This is a genomic window from Thioclava electrotropha, assembly GCF_002085925.2.
Taxonomy (GTDB): Bacteria; Pseudomonadota; Alphaproteobacteria; order Rhodobacterales; family Rhodobacteraceae; genus Thioclava; species Thioclava electrotropha.
Genome location: NZ_CP053563.1, coordinates 21,799 through 43,465, shown reverse-complemented (window position 1 = coordinate 43,465; position 21,667 = coordinate 21,799). Strand labels below are relative to the sequence as shown.

15 protein-coding genes and 4 pseudogenes are annotated in these 21,667 nt (G+C 59.1%); 11 read left to right on the top strand and 8 right to left on the bottom strand.

What is annotated here, in order from left to right:
* Positions 1-31 precede the first annotated feature (31 nt).
* Together AKL02_RS20595 and AKL02_RS20590 are read right to left on the bottom strand one after the other, a co-directional pair.
* Entirely contained in the window at positions 32-421 is a 390-nt protein-coding gene (locus AKL02_RS20595) for a helix-turn-helix domain-containing protein (protein ID WP_083080451.1), read from the bottom strand.
* Positions 422-483: 62 nt separating this feature from the next.
* The gene (locus tag AKL02_RS20590) at positions 484-1,746 is read right to left on the bottom strand and encodes a hypothetical protein (protein ID WP_198453323.1); all 1,263 of its coding nucleotides are present in this window, start codon (positions 1,744-1,746) and stop codon (positions 484-486) included.
* A 520-nt stretch (positions 1,747-2,266) separates the two neighbouring features.
* On the opposite strand from AKL02_RS20590, the gene AKL02_RS20585 reads away from it, so the two are divergent.
* Entirely contained in the window at positions 2,267-3,358 is a 1,092-nt protein-coding gene (locus tag AKL02_RS20585; RefSeq protein ID WP_083080463.1) for a MarR family transcriptional regulator, read from the top strand.
* A complete protein-coding gene (locus tag AKL02_RS20580; RefSeq protein ID WP_083080465.1) occupies positions 3,355-4,242 on the top strand; it encodes a nucleotidyl transferase AbiEii/AbiGii toxin family protein in 888 nt (295 codons plus the stop codon). Before AKL02_RS20585 ends, AKL02_RS20580 begins: the two co-directional genes overlap by 4 nt.
* A gap of 563 nt (positions 4,243-4,805) precedes the next feature.
* On the opposite strand, the pseudogene AKL02_RS20575 reads toward AKL02_RS20580, so the two are convergent.
* Positions 4,806-5,300: pseudogene (locus AKL02_RS20575) on the bottom strand (ISNCY family transposase); the annotation flags it as partial.
* Between the two features lie 161 nt (positions 5,301-5,461).
* Here AKL02_RS20575 and istA point away from each other — a divergent pair.
* From istA to AKL02_RS20530, 9 genes and pseudogenes are all read left to right on the top strand, one after another.
* Positions 5,462-6,694 (top strand): IS21 family transposase, encoded by a 1,233-nt coding sequence (istA, locus tag AKL02_RS20570; protein ID WP_083080372.1) that lies wholly within the window; start codon positions 5,462-5,464, stop codon positions 6,692-6,694.
* A complete protein-coding gene (gene istB / locus AKL02_RS20565; RefSeq protein WP_083080375.1) occupies positions 6,691-7,533 on the top strand; it encodes an IS21-like element helper ATPase IstB in 843 nt (280 codons plus the stop codon). The genes istA and istB overlap by 4 nt, the downstream gene beginning before the upstream one ends.
* A 72-nt stretch (positions 7,534-7,605) precedes the next feature.
* Positions 7,606-8,541, top strand: a complete 936-nt coding sequence (locus AKL02_RS20560) for a hypothetical protein (RefSeq protein WP_198453321.1) — start codon at positions 7,606-7,608, stop codon at positions 8,539-8,541.
* A gap of 148 nt (positions 8,542-8,689) precedes the next feature.
* Complete coding sequence (locus AKL02_RS20555; RefSeq protein ID WP_083080440.1) at positions 8,690-10,573, top strand: DNA methyltransferase; 1,884 nt, start codon at positions 8,690-8,692, stop codon at positions 10,571-10,573.
* Positions 10,570-11,106 (top strand): DEAD/DEAH box helicase family protein, encoded by a 537-nt coding sequence (locus AKL02_RS21225; RefSeq protein WP_198453320.1) that lies wholly within the window; start codon positions 10,570-10,572, stop codon positions 11,104-11,106. The genes AKL02_RS20555 and AKL02_RS21225 overlap by 4 nt, the downstream gene beginning before the upstream one ends.
* Complete coding sequence (locus AKL02_RS20545) at positions 11,106-13,193, top strand: DEAD/DEAH box helicase family protein (protein WP_269780202.1); 2,088 nt, start codon at positions 11,106-11,108, stop codon at positions 13,191-13,193. The genes AKL02_RS21225 and AKL02_RS20545 overlap by 1 nt, the downstream gene beginning before the upstream one ends.
* Before the next feature lie 198 nt (positions 13,194-13,391).
* Positions 13,392-13,557 (top strand): annotated as a pseudogene (locus tag AKL02_RS20540) (transposase); the annotation flags it as partial.
* 55 nt (positions 13,558-13,612) lie between these two features.
* Positions 13,613-13,804: pseudogene (locus tag AKL02_RS20535) on the top strand (ATP-binding protein); the annotation flags it as partial.
* A gap of 178 nt (positions 13,805-13,982) precedes the next feature.
* A pseudogene (locus AKL02_RS20530) lies at positions 13,983-14,579 on the top strand (IS3 family transposase); the annotation flags it as partial.
* Positions 14,580-14,647: 68 nt separating this feature from the next.
* On the opposite strand, the gene AKL02_RS20525 reads toward AKL02_RS20530, so the two are convergent.
* The 5 genes from AKL02_RS20525 to AKL02_RS20505 are packed head-to-tail and all read right to left on the bottom strand — an operon-like array spanning position 14,648 to position 21,666.
* The gene (locus AKL02_RS20525; protein WP_083080102.1) at positions 14,648-17,086 is read right to left on the bottom strand and encodes an ATP-binding response regulator; all 2,439 of its coding nucleotides are present in this window, start codon (positions 17,084-17,086) and stop codon (positions 14,648-14,650) included.
* 12 nt (positions 17,087-17,098) lie between these two features.
* Positions 17,099-17,959, bottom strand: coding sequence for a type II secretion system F family protein (locus AKL02_RS20520; RefSeq protein WP_083080099.1), 861 nt, complete (start codon positions 17,957-17,959; stop codon positions 17,099-17,101).
* Positions 17,959-18,921, bottom strand: a complete 963-nt coding sequence (locus tag AKL02_RS20515; protein ID WP_083080096.1) for a type II secretion system F family protein — start codon at positions 18,919-18,921, stop codon at positions 17,959-17,961. The genes AKL02_RS20520 and AKL02_RS20515 overlap by 1 nt, the downstream gene beginning before the upstream one ends.
* Complete coding sequence (locus tag AKL02_RS20510; RefSeq protein ID WP_408648151.1) at positions 18,918-20,366, bottom strand: TadA family conjugal transfer-associated ATPase; 1,449 nt, start codon at positions 20,364-20,366, stop codon at positions 18,918-18,920. The genes AKL02_RS20515 and AKL02_RS20510 overlap by 4 nt, the downstream gene beginning before the upstream one ends.
* Positions 20,359-21,666 (bottom strand): CpaE/TadZ family protein, encoded by a 1,308-nt coding sequence (locus tag AKL02_RS20505; RefSeq protein WP_083080090.1) that lies wholly within the window; start codon positions 21,664-21,666, stop codon positions 20,359-20,361. The genes AKL02_RS20510 and AKL02_RS20505 overlap by 8 nt, the downstream gene beginning before the upstream one ends.
* Position 21,667 lies beyond the last annotated feature (1 nt).

The following is a 21,667-nucleotide window of genomic DNA, read 5'->3' as shown; positions in this document are numbered from 1 at the left end:
CGGTTTTCCCGTTCAGGCGCGGTGGCGACGATCAAAGCCATGAGCACAGCCAGCGATCGATCTCATCGACGACAAAACGGATGCGTGTGCCGATCCTGCGGCAGGGCAGGGTGTCTTCCCGCGCCTTGGTGATGAGCGTCGATGGTCGGTAGGGCCCGCGCATCGCTGCCTGCTCAGGGGTCAGCAATCGCTTTCGATAGGCGGCTTCCAGTCCCGCTGGCGGCTGCCCGCCCTCGAACGCCCAGATCGTCTCCCACGAATAGCCCCTGCGACGGCCCTCGCGGACCGGGATCAGGAGCCCGTCTTTTTCGGCGCGCCAGAGCGTCGCATCGCTCCCGGCCTGCCAGCGGCGAAGCAGGTCGGCGGCACTCAGGAGGGTAGAAGCGTGGTCGACGTCAGAGGTCTTGGGGCGTCTTGGCATAGGCAATTCCTTTCGTTGGAAAGGAGAGAGGGACATTGCCGTTCAAATCCAAATTTTCGCGTTCAGAATTTTCGTGGAGTGGCCGGATAGGGGGTGCGGGTGCGGTGCTGGGGGCTTTTCGGGCTGCTGCGGAATTCCAGCTGCGGCCCTGCCCTATGGTTCCCCCTGTCCCGGGCACGGACCTGTCCGGACCTTTGTGCCACAAGGCGAGGCGGAAGCGTCCCGTCCTTCTTGCGCTTGTAGTAAGTGGTTCGGCTCAGGCCGTATTCTTTCCAGATCTCGCAGCGTGAGGCGCTGTTCTCGGCAAGATATTCCGCTCGCCTTTGTGCCCCATCCCGCGCACGCCGTTTCCGTTCAGCCTCTGCCTTCCGGCGCTTTCGTTCGTGAGCAGGCATGATCTGGCGCAGGCCGAGGGCGCGTGCGTCCTCTCCTGAAATTCCGAGACGTTCTGCGATTGTCCCTCCAGAATAGTGATAGCGGCCATCTTTGAGTGGGTTCGCTCCACGATCCCGTGCGGCTTGTCTCTCCGCGCTGCGAATTATCGCCGTGATTTCTTGCGCCGGGAGATCCGGCGTCGCGAGCTGAGCCATCTCTTCGATTTTCTGTGCGAGTTCAGTCTCTCGTGGATCATGCGTCAGCGACGTCGCGTAGAGATGCAGCCAAGTGTTCCGCAAGCCCTCCGAGAGCTGTCCGCCGTGCGCAACGCGTATAGCTTCGAGGTCATCACGGATCTGACGAAAACGTGCCGCCGGAGGGAGGCCGAAAGGCATCTCGCGTGGATTTACGTTCGTGTGCCGCTTCGCGCGTTTTGCTGCGCGAAGCAATTGAAATTCAGCGCGGGTGGGCAGTCCCGCAGCTTGGAAGATCTCATCGGAGAGCGCATCGAAGTCATGCCGTGCGGCGCTTCCGCCGGAGACGCGCACCCGTCTTTTGGACTTTTCACTGATACTGCCCGGAAGCCGAAAGATGCGCGCCGCTTCCTGGCTCGAACGATCTACACCGAACCGTGCGAACACATTCCCGAGTGCGCGCATCGTCGATTGCCAGCGCGACAAAGCTTGGGGCGGCATTTCATCGATGAGCCAAATCAGCGCCGAACCACGCCCGCTTCGCAGCACCACGGAGGGCGCGGGAAGGTCGGAGGCACAGACGTGGCGCAGGATCGCCGCTTCGACCTCGTCCGGGCTCTGCCCGCGCCATTCATCCGTCGTGTGCCAGTCGAGATCCACGTAGACAGCGTTTAGAGCTTTGAGCTGGTCGAGGTTTCGCCGTCGTGCAAATCGGTTCATCGAGAGATATGCCCGACCGTCGAGCAAGCCGGACACGCCGGACTTTAGGCCGCTGGCGGCGAGGCATCGGTTGCGCGGCGTCGAACCTTCGAACCAAAGGATCGCAGGCCGACCGTGAGAGTGGCGCGGGTGGAGGAGCTCAACATAAGCTTCCGCAGAGAGATCTTCTATTGGGGACGGGGCGGGGCGTGTGGCGAGGCTTTGCATCGATCGGACATGGATCGGTCGATGCGGTGCGGAAGCGCTTCGTTTGAAGCTTTGGTGGGGCGCGGATGGGTCGAGATCAGTGTGCTTCGAGCGTCTGCTAGATAGCAACCCAACCCGCTCTTATTTCGACCCCAAACAGCTCAAGAGCACAGTGTTTTATAGCGCAAAGCCAATGTGCCTGTAGTTGACGGTCAGACGGATGGTCCAACTTTTTCGCGGCGATGGTCTGAGTGAGCAAACCGCATCACTGCTGCAGTCGTGGTGGCGTTTTGGAAAATTTGCTGAACAGCAAATATTGACTTTTTGGCGAATATAGGGGATTGAATGTTAAGTCTGCTGAACAGTGAATATGTCAGAAAACGCGAACATAGATCCAGAACTTATAGAAAGCCTGAGCAAGAGCTTTGAGGCGCTTCCTAACACTTACATGGGCCAAATCTCCTCTGAAGCGGGGATCGGTGACCGTTTGCGCCCGGACGCAATGCTTGATGCAGTTGTGGCAGGTCGTGAAATCGCCTTCGTGATTGAGGCCCGTGGCGAGGTCTACCCGAGAGACGCAAGAGAGATCGTCTGGCAGCTCAAACGGTATCTGCGGGAGCTGGATGGTTCCAACCTGCGATATGTTCCCATGATCCTCGCGCGATTGGTTTCAGAAGGGGCTCGGGACTTCCTCCAGGAAGAGCAGGTTGCCTATCATGACTTGAGCGGATCGCTTTTTTTCAATGTCGATGAGATGTTTGTGCTGATCGAGAGGCCAAAACCCAAGCGTGCCAAGCGTCGGGCCGCAAATGTTTTCAAAGGATCCCGTGCACAGGTTTTGCACGCCTTGTTCGATCATCCAGACGAATGGGTCACCGGCTCGGAAATTGCCGAAAATGCTGGTGTGTCTCCGGCCACTGTCTCCGAGACTTTCAAGGATCTTGAACGCCGCGATTGGCTAGATGCAAAAGGGGAGGGACCTGCGAAACGGCGTCGCCTGATCCGACCGGATGACCTACTGGATGCTTGGCGGGACAGCATTCTTGCTGGTCGCGCATCGAAGCGGACCCGATACTACGTTCCGCGGATGAAACCAGAGGACATGGCTCACGAGATCAAAGGCGCGAACTACTACGACGATTTCGATCTGGAGTTTACCGGGCAGTTTGCCGCCCAAGCCTACACGCCATATCTCTCGAACATCTCACACCTCACGGTGCGGACGTTTGGGAAGAGGACACGCGACTGGCTCCTCTCAACTTTGGGAGCGCGGGAGGTTCCCGAAGGCGCAAATCTTGTCGTGATCGACGGCAACCCCAACAAAAATCGTCACAGGATGCATGACGAGAACGAAGGCTTGCTAGCCTCACCACTACAAGTCTATCTCGACCTTTTGGAAGAGCGTGGCCGCGCCAAGGAAATGGCGGAACATATGCGGTCGCAGAAATTGGTGTGGCGATGAAAAAACCAACGTCCATTCAAGGCTACAATCAGTCCGTCACCGAAGCGTGCGAGCGCGTACTGGTCACATTGATCCGCCATTTGGGTCCCTGGCGCGACTCCATCTTTCTCGTAGGCGGTCTGACACCCCGTTATATTATCGAGGAACGTCCTCCAGCTGTACCAGTGCATGCGGGGACGGGCGATGTTGACGTCGTCGTGGACATGAAACTTCTCGCTGACATTGAAGCTTACCGGACGCTTGAGGACAATATCAGAGCCATCGGTTTTACCCGATCGGAAAACGACAAGGGCCAGAAGCTGTCATGGCGCTGGCAACAGGAACTGGCCGATGGCACGGTTCTGATCCTCGAATTCCTGGCCGACGCAGGAAACGAAAAAGGCGGAGCGCTTCAGGAACTGCCTTCCGAAGGCGCGGTTTCGGCAATTCACATCCCACATTCGGCCATGGTGCTGGATCACTTTGAGACAGTTGAAATCACGGCGGAATTGCTCGGTGACGGCGGTATCACGACCGAGACCATCCGGCATGCCGATATTGTCAGTTTCACCTGTCTCAAGGCTTTCGCCTTCGATCACCGGGCGGAGCCAAAGGATGCGCATGACCTGTGCTACTGCCTTGAACATTACAAAGGTGGAACGAAGGCCTTGCGGGCCATATTCGAAGCGGCTCTGGCCGGGAAACACGCCGAAACCGTGAAGACGGCACTAGCCATCCTCGCACGGCGTTTCTGTGATGGCGACGGAATTGAGGGCTATCAGAAAGACGGTCCTGTCGCCGCGGCGCGTTTTGAAGGCGCAGAGGATTGGAATGCCGATAACCGAATTCTTCGACAGCGTGACTTGAGCGCCATCGTTCAGGACGCCATTGCGCCGTTCATCTGATTTTGATCCCGTGAGATAGGGGCTTGCCGGACTGACCTCACCCGTATCCTTCCCGTGCAAGCAAGGGACTCGCGGGTTGGTGGACGCCGCCGGCCGCGCAATGATCTGCCCGATCCATTCGCTGACGCTTCCATGCTAACCATGTTCAGGCGCCTAATTGCATTTTCCATTTTCTACGGCGCGAATATCGTTGGCCTCCGTGTCGAAGTTCTAAGGCCGAAGCACACTCGCAGCGTAAGGCAGAGTTGGACGCGAACATCTAAGAGCGTTTTTTGGACGCCCCCATTTGCCAGTTTATCGAGCGTGTTAGACCGTGTCGGGATAGAGCTCGACCGAAAGCTAGCCCGCTGGAAGGGCGCGGTGGCGTTCTCGGCCCATCTGTCGCGCAATAGCAAGTCGGAGAGTGTTTAGGCATGGATGGGTTTACGACGCCCGACACTGTCATTGCATCGACGTCAACGCTATGCGCAACAGAGCCTATTTTCCGCAATCAAGGTGTTGCAACCAAGTAGAAATGTCACCGTTGAGCGCTGACGCTAGCGCAGCCTGACAGGGCGGAGACCTCATATATCGCAGCCCTGGCTGGCTGCGCGTGCTTCCCGCTCGGCGCGTTTGCGGGCGTAGTAAGCGTCGAGCTTCGAAGGCCTTCCCGGCGATTTACGGCCCGACTTCTTGTAGCCGTTCTTTGCGCTGACGGGTTTGACTTTTGGCGGTGATGCGGCCTTATCCTGCTCTTCCTTGATGTGCGCGAGAACCGCGCTGAGATGTTTGTTCTCAGTGATCGCGGCATGGGTTACGCGTTTCTGGTGTGGGTCGAACACCGTGTGGGGCAGGGCGACGCCCTTGGCACGGACCAGAATGCGCCCGTCCGCGTATTCGTAGGTGTCGACATATTTGCCGACTAGGCCGCGCGTCAGGTCGTTGACCTCGAACCGGATGCGCTTGCGATCATACTTCAGGGTCAGATCCTTTGTTACATAGCGCTTGTCGCGCAGGCAGAAGACCTCGGCTAGGCGATCCGGTTCGATGTTGAGCGCGCGATGCAGATTGTCCGGGCGCCGGCGCCTGTAACCGCCGGACGTAATCTCCCCGAAACCGCCGTTTGAATTTTCCCCAGACGTGAGCGTCAGGGCCAATTCCGAACTTCATCTATTCGGAATTGGCACTGTCGCGGGACACAGGCCTGATGCTCCGAACGGAGAGCGACAGGGGCAGGCAGGTGATAGGACTGAGGGAGATTGTCTTGATCCAGAATTTGAAGAACCAGGGTCTCAGCATCACCGCGATCGCGCGGAAGGTTGGCTGCGACCGGAAGACGGTGCGGAAGTATCTCGAGCTGGGGCTGGAAGCTCCGGTCTACGGGCCGCGCCAGCCACGGGCACGGGTGATTGAGCCCTATGAGCGCTACCTGCAGGAACGGGTTCAGGCCTTTCCCGATCTCAGCGGCGCGCGGCTTTTACGCGAGATCCGGGAGCTGGGTTATGAAGGCGCTTACACCGCGGTGACGGACTTCCTGCGCGAGGTGCGCCCGGCGCGGCACGCCCCGTTCGAGAGACGGTTCGAAACCCCACCCGGCAAGCAGGCCCAGGTCGACTTCGCGGAGTTCACGGTGGAGTTCACCGACGAGCCGGGCGTGGTTCGCAAGGTCTGGCTGTTCTCGCTGGTGCTCGGCCACAGTCTCTGGCTCTGGGGCCGGTTCGTTGCCAGTCAGAACCTGCAATCGGTGCTGCGCTGCCACATCGCGGCCTTCGCTGCCCTCGGCGGCGTGCCAGAGGAGATCCTCTATGACCGGATGAAGACGGCGGTGATTGGCGAAGACGAGGCCGGAGTTGTCACCTACAACGCCGCATTGGTTGCGTTGCTGAACCACTATGGCGCGGTGCCGCGGGCCTGCCAGCCGTATCGAGCAAAGACCAAGGGCAAGGTAGAGCGTCCCTTCCGCTACATCCGGCAAGACTTCTTCTTGGCCCGCACATTCCGCAACATCGACGATCTCAACACCCAGTTCGAGGCCTGGCGAACCGAGATCGCCAATCCCCGGGTTCATGCCACGACCCGACGGGTGGTGGACGCGGCCTTCACCGAAGAACAGCCCAGTCTGAAGCCGCTCCCGGTGATCCCCTACAGCGCCGTCCTCACCGTAGAACGGCGCGTGAGCAAGGAGGGGATGATCTCGGTCGGTGGCAATTTCTATTCCGTGCCCGACACGACCCGTCGCCGGACACTCGAGGTCCAGCATCACGCCGAGGAACTTCGGATCTTCGAAGACGGGCAACTGATCGCCTGCCATCCGGTTCTGGAAGGCAAGGCCTGCCGCCGGGTCGACCCCACCCATCGCAAGACACCGCCGAAGAAACCGGCCCCGCCGCCGTCATCGCAAGGGCTACGGCGGCCGCTCGACTTCTATGATGCGGTTGGCCGACGCCTGGCCGCTACGGGGGCGCCATCATGACCGATCTTTTGGACCGTATCCGCGGCGCCCTTGTCGGCTTGAAGATGCCGCGTGCGCTGGAGGCGCTCGATCACACCATACGGCAGCTCGAGACGGGCGAGATCACCGCGATCGAGGCGATCGACGGGCTGCTCAGCGAGGAATACGCGACCCGCGAGACGCGCCGGATCGACGTCGCCCTGCGCACGGCCAAGCTGCTGCCGGTCAAAACGCTCGAAGGCTTCGACTTCCGCTTCCAGCCCTCGCTCGACCGAGATCGGATCGCGGCCTTGGCCCAGCTCGACTTCATCCGGCGCGCCGAGGTCGTTCACTTCCTCGGGCCGCCGGGCACCGGCAAGAGCCATCTCGCAACTGCGCTCGGCGTCGCGGCAGTAAAGGCGGGGCGAAGCGTCTACCGCGCCACACTCGCAGAACTAATCACCGCGCTGAACCAGGCCGAACGCGAGGGACGATTGCCCGAAAAGATCCGGTTCTATGCCCGGGCCGCGCTGCTCATCGTCGACGAGATCGGCTATCTGCCGATCACGACCGGCGGCGCCAACCTGTTCTTCCAGCTCGTCAACGCCCGCTACGAGAAAGGCGCCATGATCCTGACCTCGAACCGCGGCTTCGCCGAATGGGGCGAGGTGTTCGGCGATCCGGTCGTCGCGACAGCCCTGCTGGATCGCCTCTTGCACCATGCTGTCGTCATCCAGATCGAAGGGGCCAGCTACCGGCTACGCGCCCATGCCGACCTCATCCCCGAGCATGTCAGGGCGAACGCCCCCATCGCTCCGCCGCCACCGCCCAAGCGCCGCGGACGGCCACCGAAAAACCAGAATGGAGGCGCCGATCACTGAAACCGGCTGATCGCCGCAACCGCCGTAGTGGGGAATTTTACTTCGGCACTTTTGGGGAAAATTAAGACGGCGTTGACACGCGGTCTGGTGTCGATGGTGAAGGCTGGTCATCAACAGGAAGACTATGCCGAAACGGCCCGCTACGCGCTGACGGAAGCTGCGCGCACGGTGTTGCCCTTGTCGCGCCTTACGGTCCGAGATTTCACCATCGGCAGGCGGGATGAAGTCATCAGGCTGAAAGATGCCGAAGGTCACCTAACCCGATACCTGGACACGCCGGAAACCGAGGCAATGCGTGCCAATCTGCGCCGCCTGAACGATCTCTTGGAAGGCACTGACATAGCCTTGGCGCGACCGGCCAATCCGTTAGCCGACTTCGATGATGAATACAGTGGGCAGAAAATCGACCTCTACCGTGTCTTCAACAAAGGCAGTTTCGCGCAAGGAGGGCGTTTCTATGGCGGCTGGTGGCAGCACGCCAAGAAGCACTTGCGGCCCTTCATCACCATCGACGGGCAGTCCACCATCGAAGCTGACTTCAAGGGGCTGCACCCGGCGATCCTGTTCGCCAAGGCAGGACTGGATATTCCGCCCGACCCCTACAGCCTTGTGCCCGGCATAACGGATAACGAGACGCTGCGCGATTATGCCAAAACTACCTTCCTTGCCCTGCTGAATGCAGACAACACCACCAAGGAGCCGCGCAACTTCGACAGCGTCGTCCATGGTATGACAGCGGAGGCGTTTCGTCGGCGCGTCAAGGATGCCTTCCCGATGTTGCCGGGCGTCTTCGGCACCGGCATCGGGCGTTACCTGCAACGCGAAGACAGCGACATGGCCGAAAAGATCATGCTGCACTTCGCGGACAGGGGCGTGCCGGTCCTGCCCGTGCATGACAGCTTCATCATCGCAGCCGAACACAAAGATGAACTGGTCCGGGTCATGGAGGCAGTGTTCCATGACCGATACGGCCAGATTCCCACCATCACGCTGAAAGCACCGGCATAACGGTGATGCGGTGCGCAGCCCGATCCATGATCCGGGTATCCCTATACCTTGGGTTCTCCCACTACCGGGTAAATTAAGGACTGGGGTGGATTTTCGCCGCCCGAGCAGGCACATATCCGTCAACAAGACCAATCAACGGGGCGAGGCAATGCAGAACCTGCTGGACGATCTGACGGAACTCTTGCAGGCCGACCAAGCCTTTATCTCCGATGGTGCGATCCTTAAGAACGCGGTGATCGAGGCCGCGCTGAACATGGAGCCGCGCCTGTTGGAACTGTTGATGCAGTCAGACACGATCAAGGCGCATTTCTTCACCGAGGTCGCGGGCGCGCTGGTCTTCGACAAGGTGAAGTTTCAGGACTTCGTGTCGAACAAGGCGTTCCTGCCCGACAGCTACACGGCCTTCAAGAACCGCATCGGCCTGACGGATGTGCGTGGCGATTACCTGAGCCAGTCGCGCGACGTGGTGCTTGCATGGCCCTACAAGGATTGCGTGCTGGAAGGCGGCATGACGAAAGAGGACCGGGGCCGGAACGAGGTGTTCTGGAACACGACGCTGGCCCCGGACGACATCACGCGGCTGTTTGAACCCAAGGTGCTGACCGGCTGGGAACGCTGGGATGCGGAGGCCGTGGCAGAGGGCAAGGCCAAGCCCGTGGGTGAGGTGTCAGAGGACGACAACCTGCTTATCAAGGGCAATAACTTGCTGGCGCTGCACTCGCTGAAAGCGCGTTATGCGGGCAAGGTGAAGCTGATCTATATCGACCCGCCCTACAATACTGGCTCAGACGGTTTCAAATACAACGACCGCTTTAATCACTCAGCTTGGCTGACGTTCATGCGCAGTCGTCTTGAGATTTCCAAGGAACTTTTAAGCCGAGATGGAACGATCTTCGTCAATATGGATGACAATGAGGCCCACTATTGCAAGGTATTGATGGATGAGGTGTTCGGGAGGGATTGCTTCATTGCAAACATCGTCTGGCAAAAGCGGTACTCACGCGAAAACCGAACTGCCATCGGTGCAGCGCATGACCATATCTTGCTCTTTTCCAAGATACCGGACGCCTACAAAGATAGCTTCAACAAGCTTCCATTAGGTGAAAAGCAAAAGTCGGTTTACTCCAACCCCAATGACGACCCGCGCGGACTATGGAGAGGCGTATCACTATCTGCACAAGGCTATCGTCCGAACCAGATGTACGAGATAGTCGCGCCTAGTGGAAAGGTGCACAAACCACCAGCGGGTTCCTGTTGGAAGGTTGTGAGGGCTGAGTATGACCGCCTTCTTGCAGATGACCGCATTTACTTTGGCAAAAATGGTGATGCGGTCCCGTCCAGAAAACAGTTTCTCAAAGATATTGAGGGCATCGCTCCATGGACTTGGTGGCCACATGATGAAGCGGGCCATACTGATGAGGCGAAGCGCGAAGTGTACGAACTCTTTGGCGCAGAGGAGGCCAATAAGCTAACGCCTAAGCCTGAACGTCTGCTGGAACGCATACTTCATGTCGCAACTAAACCCGGTGACCTTGTACTCGACTTCTTTGCAGGGTCAGGCACGACCGCATCGGTGGCCTTCAAGTTGGGGCGCAAGTGGATTGCTGTCGAACAACTGGACTATATCCGCGACCTACCGGCGTCACGCCTAAAGAAAGTCATCGAAGGCGAACAGGGTGGCATCTCTAAAGCCGTCGAGTGGCAAGGCGGCGGCTCGTTTGTCTATGCCGAGCTCGCTGCGTCAAACTCCGCCTTTGCTGACCAAATCGAAGCTGCGCAGGACATGGCCGCGCTGCAAACCATTCATGCCGACATGGAGGCCACCGGCTATCTGCGCTATGACGTGGACCTGAGCACCTTTGACACAGACGACTTCGTGGCCCTTCCGATTGACGACGCCAAGCGCGTGTTGATGGACTGCCTTGATGCCAACCACCTCTATGTCAATCTCGGCTCCCTTGACGATGCGGACTTTGACATCTCCCACGAAGACGCCCGTGCGACCCGCTCTTTCTATGGGCTGGACCAATGAGCCAGACGCTAAACGACAAGCTGAACGGGGCGGTTGAACTCGGGCTGCTAAAGAAGGACATCCCCGACCACATAACAGGCAACATAGCGGGCAAGATCACGTTGCGGCCCTATCAGGTCACAGCGCTGGAACGCTGGCTTTACTACATCGAAGACTTCCCGCAACGCCCGACCAATCCGCACCTGCTGTTCCATATGGCCACGGGCAGCGGCAAGACGGTGCTGATGGCTGCGTTGATCCTTGACCTCTACCGGCGTGGCTATCGCAACTTCCTATTCTTCGTGAACTCCGCCCAGATTATCGAGAAGACCAAGGGCAACTTCCTGAACCCGGCATCCGCCAAGCATCTGTTTGCGCCTGCGGTGCGGATTGACGACAAGCCGGTGGACATCCGTGCAGTCGATACGTTCGACGCGGTGAGCGGGGATGCGATCAACATCCACTTCACCACCATTCAAGGGCTTCACACCCGCATGCAGGCCCCAAAGAGAACGCCGTCACCATCGAGGACTTCCGTGACTACAAGGTGGTGATGATCTCGGACGAAGCGCACCACCTGAACGCCGAGACCAAGAAGACGCTGACTAAGGGCGAGGCGGAGGAGAAGGCTAGTTGGGAAGGCACGGTGAGTGAGATTTTCGGCCAGCACCCTGAGAACATGCTGTTGGAGTTTACTGCAACCGTGGACCTCAGCCACGAGGCGATCCGCTCAAAGTATCACGACAAAATTTTGTACGATTATTCTCTGCGGCAATTCCGAGAAGACGGCTATTCCAAGGACATCGAGTTGCGACAGGCCGACTTGCCGCCCGACGACCGGATGATGCAGGCGATGGTGCTGAGCCAATATCGCCGCAAAGTGGCTGAAGCGCACGGGCTGCACTGCAAGCCCGTTATTCTGATGAAGTCGAAGACGATCAAGGAAAGCGCCGACAACGAAGCGGCCTTCGGCGCGATGGTGGCGGGATTGTCCAGTGATGCACTGGACGCGCTCAGGGCGGCCTCTGGCGGCGATGAGACGCTTTCACGAGCCTTTGCCTACATCATGGATGAAAGGGGCCTCAGTGGCCCGGATTTTGCCCGCGAGCTGCAGGGCGACTTTGGTCGCGAGAAGGTGGTGAATGTCAACAACCCAACCGATCTCGAAAGAAGACAGATACAGTTGAACGCGCTTGAAGACCGGGACAACGAGATACGGGTGATTTTTGCCGTCGATAAGCTGAATGAGGGCTGGGATGTTCTGAACCTGTTCGACATCGTGCGGCTTTACGACACCCGTGACGGCAAGGCGAACAAGGTCGGCAAGACCACCATGGCCGAGGCGCAGTTGATCGGGCGCGGGGCGCGATATTTCCCCTTCATGGCGCCGGATCAGCCCGAGGCGGAGCGAGAGAAGCGCAAGTACGACAACGCGATGGACAATCCCCTGCGCATATTGGAGGAACTGCACTATCACTGTTCCCACAATCCCAAATACATCCAAGACATCCGCAACGCTCTACGCGAAACCGGCATGCTGGACGAAACCGCCCGCACGGTGCGGCTACGGTTGAAGGACAGTTTCAAACAGACTTCCCTGTATGCCGGGGAATATGTCTGGATGAACGACCGGAAGAAGAACACGCGCGATGGCGTGGCCGGACTGGATGCCTACAAGATCGAAGGCAGCTTCACCTATCCCAGCTTGATGACGGGTCGAGTAACGGAAGCCTCAGCCTTCGGCGGTGGCCAGTTGACGTTGAAGCCGTCGAACAAGGAGCCTGTGTCGCGCGAATTCAAGCTGGCGGACTTCGGCAAGGCGATACTGAGCTTTGCAATGGACGCGAACGACTTCTTTCATTTCACCAGTCTGAAAACCTACTTCCCACAACTTGCCAGCGCATCGCAGTTTGTGACCTCTGACGCCTATCTGGGCGACGTGACGGTAAACGTGCGCGGCTTGCTGGATGACTTGGCCCACCTTACCGCAAGACAAAAGCTAGATATTACGCAGTACGTGCTGCACGAGATCGAAAGCGGTGTGAAACGCGAAAGCGTCGAATACATCGGCACCAAAGACTTCAAGCCGTACCCCATTAAGGACCGTTTCACCGACAAGATACTGAAACTGCGGATCGAAGGCGAAACCGGTCTAAGCTGGACCGAAAGCAACGTGCCCGGACTGGATCAGATCGACTTGAGCGGCAAGGACTGGCACGCCTATGAAGACAGCTACGGCACCGATCAGGAAAAGCACTTCATCAAGTATATGCACGATCAGGAAGCCCGGTTGCGCGGTATCTATGACGACTTCTACCTGTTGAGGAACGAGAAGGCGGTGAAGCTGTACGACTTTGACACCGGGCGCGCCTTTGAACCAGACTTCGTTCTGTTTCTGAGGAAGAAGGGGCAAGAGGGAAGTACGATCTTGCAGCTATTCATCGAACCCAAGGGCGACCAGTTGCGACCGAAGGACGACTGGAAGCAAGACTTTCTCGCGCAAGTGAAGGCCCAAGCAAGACTTGAGACGATTTTCCAAGGTCGGGACTATACCATCCTTGGCTTGCCATTCTTCAATGAGACGGGACAAACTAATACCGACTTCAAAGCGGCGTTCGAGGCTGAGGCGCTGGGCGCATAGCCCGGTTCCATATGTCGAAATATGTGGGATTGGTGGTCTAAAGAACCGCCAGCCCCCATTACTGGGGCAAATAAGCGGATTCAGTATGGCGCTCAGTCCGACATCTTGGTCAGCCTGTTGAGCTACCCCCTGAAATTCGGACACTGACATAAGCTACGATTTGCAGTCTGCTGATCTTCGACGAGAAGGAGATCAGAGATGTCGAAACGCAAGCAGCACGCGCCCGAGTTCAAGGCAAAGGTCGCGCTGGAAGCCCTGAAGGGTGAAGAGACAGCGGCCGAGCTGGCGAGCCGGTTCGGGGTGCATCCAACGATGATCCATCAATGGAAGCGGGCCTTGCTCGAAGGCGCGTCGGGCGTGTTCGAGCGCGGGGGCCGAAGGAAGCCCGAGATCGACGAGGAGCAGGTGAAGGAGCTCCACGCCAAGATCGGGGCGCCACCATGATCACCAGCAATCTGCCCTTCGACGAATGGACCGAGACCTTCGGCTCCGAGCGCCTGACCGGCGCTCTGCTCGACCGGCTCACCCACCATGTCCACATCCTCGAGATGAACGGCGACAGCTATCGGCTCGCACAGAGCCGCGCGCGCAAGTCCGCCGACACCGCCTGATCCAGCCGATAAAGGCTTGGCCCTCACGGGCCAAGGCGGCCAGTCAACCGCCAGCTATCTGGGAAGCGCGGCTGACTGGCCGCCGCCTCATGGCGCGCGTCGCGCCCAAACCCGAAGTGGCCGGTTATTGCGCCGCCCAATGGCCGGATTTCACTCCGCCGTTGACAGGCTGATGCCGATTTACCAGAAGCCCAACACCAGCAGGCCCGCAAAGGGCCACAAGACCTATCCCTACCTGCTGCGAGGTCTGCGAGTGGATCGCCCGAACCAGGTCTGGTGCTCGGATATCACCTACCTGCCCATGCGGCGCGGGTTCCTCTACCTCGTGGCGATCATGGACTGGCACACCCGCAAGGTTCTGTCTTGGCGGATCTCGAACACCCTGGAGGCCGACTTCTGTGTCGAGGCGCTGAACGAAGCCATCCACAAGTTCGGCCCGCCCGAGATAATGAATACGGATCAGGGTTCTCAGTTCACGTCCTTCGCTTGGACGGATCGGCTCCGCCGGTCGGGCGTGCGCATCTCGATGGATGGGAAAGGCCGATTCCTCGACAACATCTTCATCGAGCGGCTGTGGCGAACCCTGAAATACGAATGCGTCTACCTGCATGCCTGGGAGACAGGATCGGAGACAAAGGCGGCGATCCGGAAATGGATGACCTTCTACAACCACCAGCGCCCTCACTCAGCCCTCGGCGGCAAGCCACCGGCGCTGGTCTATTGGCAGAGACATGATATCAACCAACCCGATCAGCAGGTGCAAAGAGTAGCTTAAATTACGCCAGATCCTGTCCAAGAGACGGGGAGTAGCTCACCATTCGGAGGCCTACATCATTCGCTCTGTCATTTGTTTGAGCCAAGTTCTTTGTGACCTAGGAAATCCGCGACCATGAGTTGGATCTGGGCGAAGCTAAGCGGTTTTTCGACGGCTATATTGGCGCCTGCCTCCTCCAGGATTTCGCATTCCGAACCCATGGTCGATGCTGTCACGCCGACGATCGGTACCTCGGCGTCGATCTGGCGGATCTGCCGGATCAACTCGTTTCCTTGCAGGCCGGGTAGCAGCTGATCCACAAATATCATATCGGGCTTATTCTCTCGAAACAGCTCTAGCGCTGTCGTGCCGGCTTCGGCCCATAGAACCTTCCCAAAGATACGGCCCAGCCTATTCGTCGTGAGTTCCCCCACGAGAACGTTGTCTTCGACTAACAACGCCGTGCGGTCGGGGTGGTCGATGGTTGTATTTTCCTGTGTCATCTTATCTCTGCCATTCTCGTTCAACTCTGCCGTAATCCGAACTGGATGAGTGATAACGAACTCGGTGCCGTCCTCGGCGCTCGATCGTTCGAGGCGAATGTCACCGCCGAGCAGGTGGATCGCTTTGCGGGCTGTATAGAGACCGATTCCGACACCTTCCGCTGTACCCAAACCAGCGCTCTCCTTGCCGGTGAAGGGGGTGAAGAGCGCCTCTCGGGTCTCTGGAGGCACGCCGCAGCCGTCATCCTTGATGATCCATGTGATCTCTCCAGCCTCTTCGTTCTCGGAGGTCAGCATGGCGCCAATCACGACTTCCGTGCCCTTTGAATGTACGATCGCGTTGTGAACGACTTTAGAAACCGCGATCAGGACTCGCGCGGGATCTCCGCGCAGAAGCGTGTCGGCATGTTGGGATAGAGCCAGACGCAATTCGATGCCGCGTGCCGTGGCGGCGCCCCCGAAGACGTCAAGCAGCTGCTTTCCGATCTCGCCCAGAGTAAACGTGTCGGGCCGGGCGGTATCCTCGTTTGTCAGGCGCAGGTCGTCCAGGATCCGGGTGAGCCGTTCAAGGCTCGTCTCGAAACTGAACTCGACTTCCTTCCAGTTCGCTCCGGATTTGAGCTCTTCGGCAAGCATGGCGATGATTGTCACCGGAGTGCGCATTTCATGCGATGCAATGGAGAGAAGACGCTCCTCGCGGACGCGCATTGCGGCCAGGCGGGATTCCGCATTTTCGAGACGCAAGGCAAGATCCTCATCGTCGCGCAGCGCCCGTAAAGCGAGCCAGGCGTGATCGGCTTCCAGAGACATGACATGCGCGGTGACCGGGCGCGGCCCTGTATCGTCCAGCGTGACCCGCAATTCGAAAGCGAGCTCGAGTGGTTCGGTACGCTCCCGCAACGAGCGAGTTTCCATCTGGCTCATGAAAGCGAGCAGTTTCGCCGGGTGAGAGGCATGAAAAAAGTTTGCGAAGGAAATCTCATGCGCTTGCGACATATCTGCCAAAGGGAGCGAGGCGGTCTTGTTATCGAAGTCTAAGCGTACGAGCCAGCTTTCGGCCTGATCCTGAAACCGTGCGCTCAGCCCTGTCAGGTCCTCGTTCGAAAAGGACCATTCATCGAGTCGTGCGGCGAGACTGACCAGCGTGAACAGGATGATGAGGGCGCCGGCATTGAACGCTTCGTCGGGCCAGAGAGTGACTGCTTGGGCCGCGCTCATGAAGATCATGCCGATCTGTGTTGCGAGCAATGCTGCGATAAGTGGTGCACTGCGCAGGGCGCCGCCGACGATCATTGCGGGCATGAGGCTGACGATCACGACGGTTGATATCGCGAAGGTCCAATCCGCCGGCAGGAGCCCGACGAGCTCCAGCAGCTGCACGCCGGCCGCGCAGAGACCGATAAGGAGTCCAGGCGGCATATTACCCGAACGGCGCCTGCGTTCGCGGTCCTGTGCAATTCGCGCGAAATGAAGCAGCGTCAGGGCCACGAGCGCGCCCAACTCGGCGTGCAGCAGGTCGATTGCACTGGCCTGACTACGCCCCATCGCGAACAGGGAAAACCGCACGGCCAGGGTCATTGCGACGAGAAACTGCCAGCGCGCCGTGAACCCGAGCAGGGCAGACCTGTCTCCGATACGGCCAAGCGCGGGAAGATACCGCTCGCTCCCGATCACGAGCCCGCCGGTCATGATCCCCGCGAGATACAGCAAGAGTGCTGAAACCGGTTCTGCGCCGAGGCGTGTGATCTCGAGCAATACCAATCCCAGCCCGAGAGCGAGTGCGATCAATACAGCTTGCAGATAGGTGCTTCCTCGTCGGCTCAAACCGAAGGCAGCGAGCGCGAGGACCAAGCCCAACATATAGGGCGCCTCGGGCATGTCACGCCACAGGGCAGGATCGATGAAGCCAAGGAGTGCAAAGCCGATGATCGCGGTGCAGATGAGATCGAGGCCTCCCCGCTCTGCACGGCGGCGACTGCGTTCGTGGGACTGTGACCCTTTCCAGAATGCAGTTATCTCAGACAATGGTGCCTCCAGTCAGAGCATATCGGAAAGACGGACGATCGCTGGCGTAAGCAGCAGGATCAGAAGCGGCGGTACGGTAAAGAGCATCGTGCCCAAGGTCATTTTCGTGGGCAGCACGTTTGCCTTCTCCTCAACCTTCCGCAGGCGGTGATCGCGAAGGTCATTTCCGAAGACGCGCAGCGTACGCGAAATCGGTGTGCCAAGCTTTGTTGCCTGAACGAGTGTCATTGCGAGCAATCGCAGATCGTCGTTACCGGTCTCGTCCGCGATCTTCATGAAGGCGGCTTCGCGATCGAGCCCTGCCGCCACCGCCTCGCTCGCCCAGGCGAAATGCGCCGCAAGTTCTGGATGCACTGCCCCCAATTCACGTGCGACGCGCAGCAAGGCCAAGTCGAGCGATTGCCCTGCATCGACGCAGATCTGCATCAAGTCCAGCGCATCGGGCACGGCCCGTTCAATGCGCACACGATAGGCGGCAACGCGTTTGCTCAGCGCGCGCATCGGAAGCAGGTAGCCAAGGCTGAAGGTGAAGCCAATGAAACCGAGCCGCGTCATGATCGGGATGTCCGACAGTGCCGGAATCATCGAGAGGAACATGAAGCCAGCGATCGCAGAGGCACCCCCAGTTACGAATTTCAGGACGCCGAAGATCGTCGGTGCCGAAGGGTGAACGAAGCCTGCCCTCGCAAGATCGCGCTGCAATGTGCCGCCTTGTTCCGCCGGCAGGGTGGCGAGCAGTCGGTCGGAGTGAAGCTCTGCTGGATCGAGAGCGTGTTCCTCTGAAAGTCGGGCCGAGAGAAGCAGCGCACTGGCGAGAAGAAGAAAGCTGCCGCCCACCACGATGCCTGCAATCAAAAGCCATGGCTCGGGCATCAGTCGAACCTCACGAGGCGGTGCATGAAGACGATATTCGCGAGCAGAAGCGCCCCGATCAGCAGAACGAGAGGGATCAGGTACGGCTTGTCATAGAGGTTGTCGAAGTAGGACGGATTGATCACCGCGATGAGGAAGCTCGCGACGACGGGGAAGGCCGAAAGGAACCGCCCCGACCAGATCGCCTCGGCAGTCATCGCACGAATCTTGCGTTGCAGCTGAATACGCGCCCGCGCCAGATTGGCGATCCGTTCAACCACCTCAACGAGGTTCCCGCCTGTCTCGCTCTGGATCGCGACAGCGGCTGCAAGGAAACGCAGGGAGGTGCTGTTTGTGCGAGTGGCCATCTCGCGCAGCGCCCCGACCATGTCCTTGCCATAGCTTATCTGGTCTGCGGTCACCGTGAATTCCTGCGCGATGATCCCAGTTAGATCCTGCGCCACGACCCGGAGCGAGGCGTTGATCGGCATCCCGATTCGCAGGCAGCGCGCGATGATATCGAGCGCTTCGGGCAAGCGCTCCTCGATCTTGATGAGGCGTTGGCGTCCGTGCATACGTGCCGCGAGGAAGATCCCGGATGCGTAAAGCGCGATCATCAAAGGTAAGGCCCAGAACAGCGATGCCCCGAGTAGTCGCATCAGCAGTAGTGAGACCGCGGCGACGAGGCCGGCGATGGCGGGCCAAAGGAAGCGGGGTTGATCTGCCCGAAAGGCAGCGAATGCCGTTGGTGAGAGCCCGATAAATTGCCAGATCGGCCCCTCGCGTTCCGAACTGCGTAGAAGCTCCCGCGGTGCCTCGACTATCGTGGATATCGTATCTGCGTTCGGCTGCCTGCCCGCGTAGCGATCGGCAAGCCGTTGTCGATGCCGCGCAATCTCGTCGACAAACCACACGAGGCCGGCGGCCAGTAAGCTCGCGCCGCCCAGTGCCATGATCACACTCAGGCCGAGCGCAGGGGTCATGTTCCAGCCTCGCTGAAGATAGTGTCTGGCAGTCCCACGTTCCAGCGCCGGAAATGTTCGACGAAGAATGAAGGGACGCCGACGCTGACGAAACGTCCCTCCACGCGTCCCTCCGGCGTGATGTCCTCCTGGTTGAAATAGAACAGTTCCTGCATCGTCAGGACGTCGCCTTCACACCCGATCACCTCCTGAATCGACATAACCTTGCGTGCTCCGTCCTGTAACCGCTCGACGTGTATGATGACGTGCATTGCGCTGGCGATCTGACGTCGAAGGGCCGCGAGTGGAATCTCGATCCCCGCCATGGCGATCATGTTCTCTATGCGCAGCGTCGCGTCGCGCGCGGAGTTCGCGTGAATCGTCGTCATTGAGCCATTGTGGCCTGTGTTCATCGCTTGCAGCATGTCGATGACCTCTTCCCCGCGCGTTTCGCCGACGATGATTCTGTCGGGGCGCATTCTCAAGGCGTTGCGCAGGCAGTCGCGTTGTGTGACCGCGCCTTTTCCCTCGACGTTCGGGGGGCGACTTTCCATCCGGCCGACATGTTTCAGCTGCAGGTCGAGCTCGGCAGTATCCTCAATCGTCAGGATGCGCTCGCGTTTGCCAATGAAGGCCGAGAGCGCATTGAGCATCGTCGATTTACCGGAGCCGGTGCCGCCGGAGACGACGATGTTGAGGCGGCTGGCGACTGCTGCGCGCAGATAGGCTGCCATGCGCGCGTCGAGCGTGCCGTTGAACTCTATCTGTTCGAGGCTGAGCTGTTCGCGCCGACGCTTTCGGATCGAGACCAGCGTGCCGTCCAGCGCGATCGGTGAAATCACCGCGTTCAGGCGCGAACCTTCGGGCAGGCGGGCATCGACATAGGGCACCGACTCGTCGAGTCGTCGCCCAGTACCGGCGAGAATCTTCTGTACGATCCGACGCAAGTGACTTTCGCTCTGGAACTGGACATCCGTCTCTTCAATGATGCCGAAACGTTCGACCATGACTTGCTCAGGGCCGTTGATCAGGATGTCGGACACGGTGTCATCTTTGAGCAGAACCTCAAGCGGCCCGAGCCCCATCACCTCGTAGTACAACTCGGTTATCAGTTGATCGCGTTCCGACCGGCTCAGCGCGACGGCGGTTTTTGGGAGGAGGCCGTGGAGGACGTTTCCGATCTCGGACTTGATCTCATCCTCGGAGAATTGCATGAGCGCCGAAAGGTTGAACGTGTCTAGAAGCTCCGAATGCGCGGCTTGACGTAACTCTACCAATTTGCGGCGCCGCTCCTGTCCGGAGCCCGGCTCGTGGGCGATATCTGACGCGCTGGGGCGTGGTAGCGCGGCGCCTGCGATTTGCTCTGTTTGGCTGTCTGGCGGTGTGCCATGCCGGGACGAAGTGCGGGTATCTGCGAGCCGGACGACTTTGTCTCCAGGGGCGTCTTCGTTGAAGTCATCAAAGATCGACATCGTTCACCTCATGCAATTCCGTTTTACCTTTTGAGGGGCGAACCGGGATGCGCTGTGCCAATTGGCGGATCGATTTGGTCAATGGATTGGACGGACACGCGGCTGATAGAACCTTGCCGAGGTCGCTAGCTGCCCCGATCTCATTCCCGCCATCGGGCAACAACGTTTCGAAGGGCGCGCCGATTCCGGCTTCGAAATTTTCGATCCGCAGCTTCGTGTCTCGTGCGGTCACCTTTTCGGAGCGATTGAGCAGGTGCTTGATCCGTTCGGGCGGTGTGCCGATTTTGTTTATGATCGACGTGAGGCGCCGGGCATTCTGTGCGGCGCGTATTTCCAGAAGATTCACGCTGAGGATCAGGTCCGCAGTTCTGAAAGCTTGTTCGCTCCACTGCGTGACAATGGGCGGCATGTCGATGATGACGAGCGGCGCGACGGCACGGGCGCAATCGAGCAGCTGCTCGAAGGGTTTGCCGCCCAAGATGTCCATTGGCACGAGATCGGGCGGCGCGGTAAAGACGAGGAGGCCGGGATCTACCCCTTGCGACGAGGTGAGGAAGGCTTCGGCGTCCAGCTGTCGGAGCTTGCGATAAGCGTCCGAGACGCGCCTCGTTTCCTGCAAGCCAAGATAGGTCGAAACGCACCCGAACTGCATGTTGAGGTCGATCAGGCAGACGGCGGGCGCGCCATCCCGATCAGATTTACTTGTCGCGATCTCTGATGCGAGATTGACGGCAAGGGTGGTTCCTCCGGCGCCGCCGCAGGTTCCTTGAACAATCAGTGTCTCTACAGGGCCGGACGCGCAAAGCGGATCGGCTGCCGGAAAGGCATCGGAGTGGGGCGGAGTTCGTCTGCGCAGAAGCGGGAAACGGCGGCCTGAGAGAGGCTTCGTGTCGTGACCATCTGGCTTTTTATGTGGCGATGTGGCGTCGATCAACGCTTTGAGCCCGCCGGTCGGGAAGGGCGGTCCCGACAGCAGCCTCACAGTCTCGGGTAATTTCGCAGGCGGTGGAGCACCTTCGGGTAAAAGCAGGAAAAGCTCTGCATTCATACCGGAGGCGCGCTTCAGTATTTCTCGTAATGTATCGGGCGAGCGCTGTAGGTTCGAGGGCGCAATGACGAGTAGATCGAAGGCATCCGCTTCCGAGGCACGCAACTTATCCGGCGCTTCGAGGAAGCTGAGATCTGTGCGGGACATGACACCCTCGAGCCGCGCGATCAGCGATGCCAGCAACAGAACGGCCTCCGAGCCGTCCGATATGGTGCAAAGTTTCAAGTCGTCCTTGGGTATCGACATT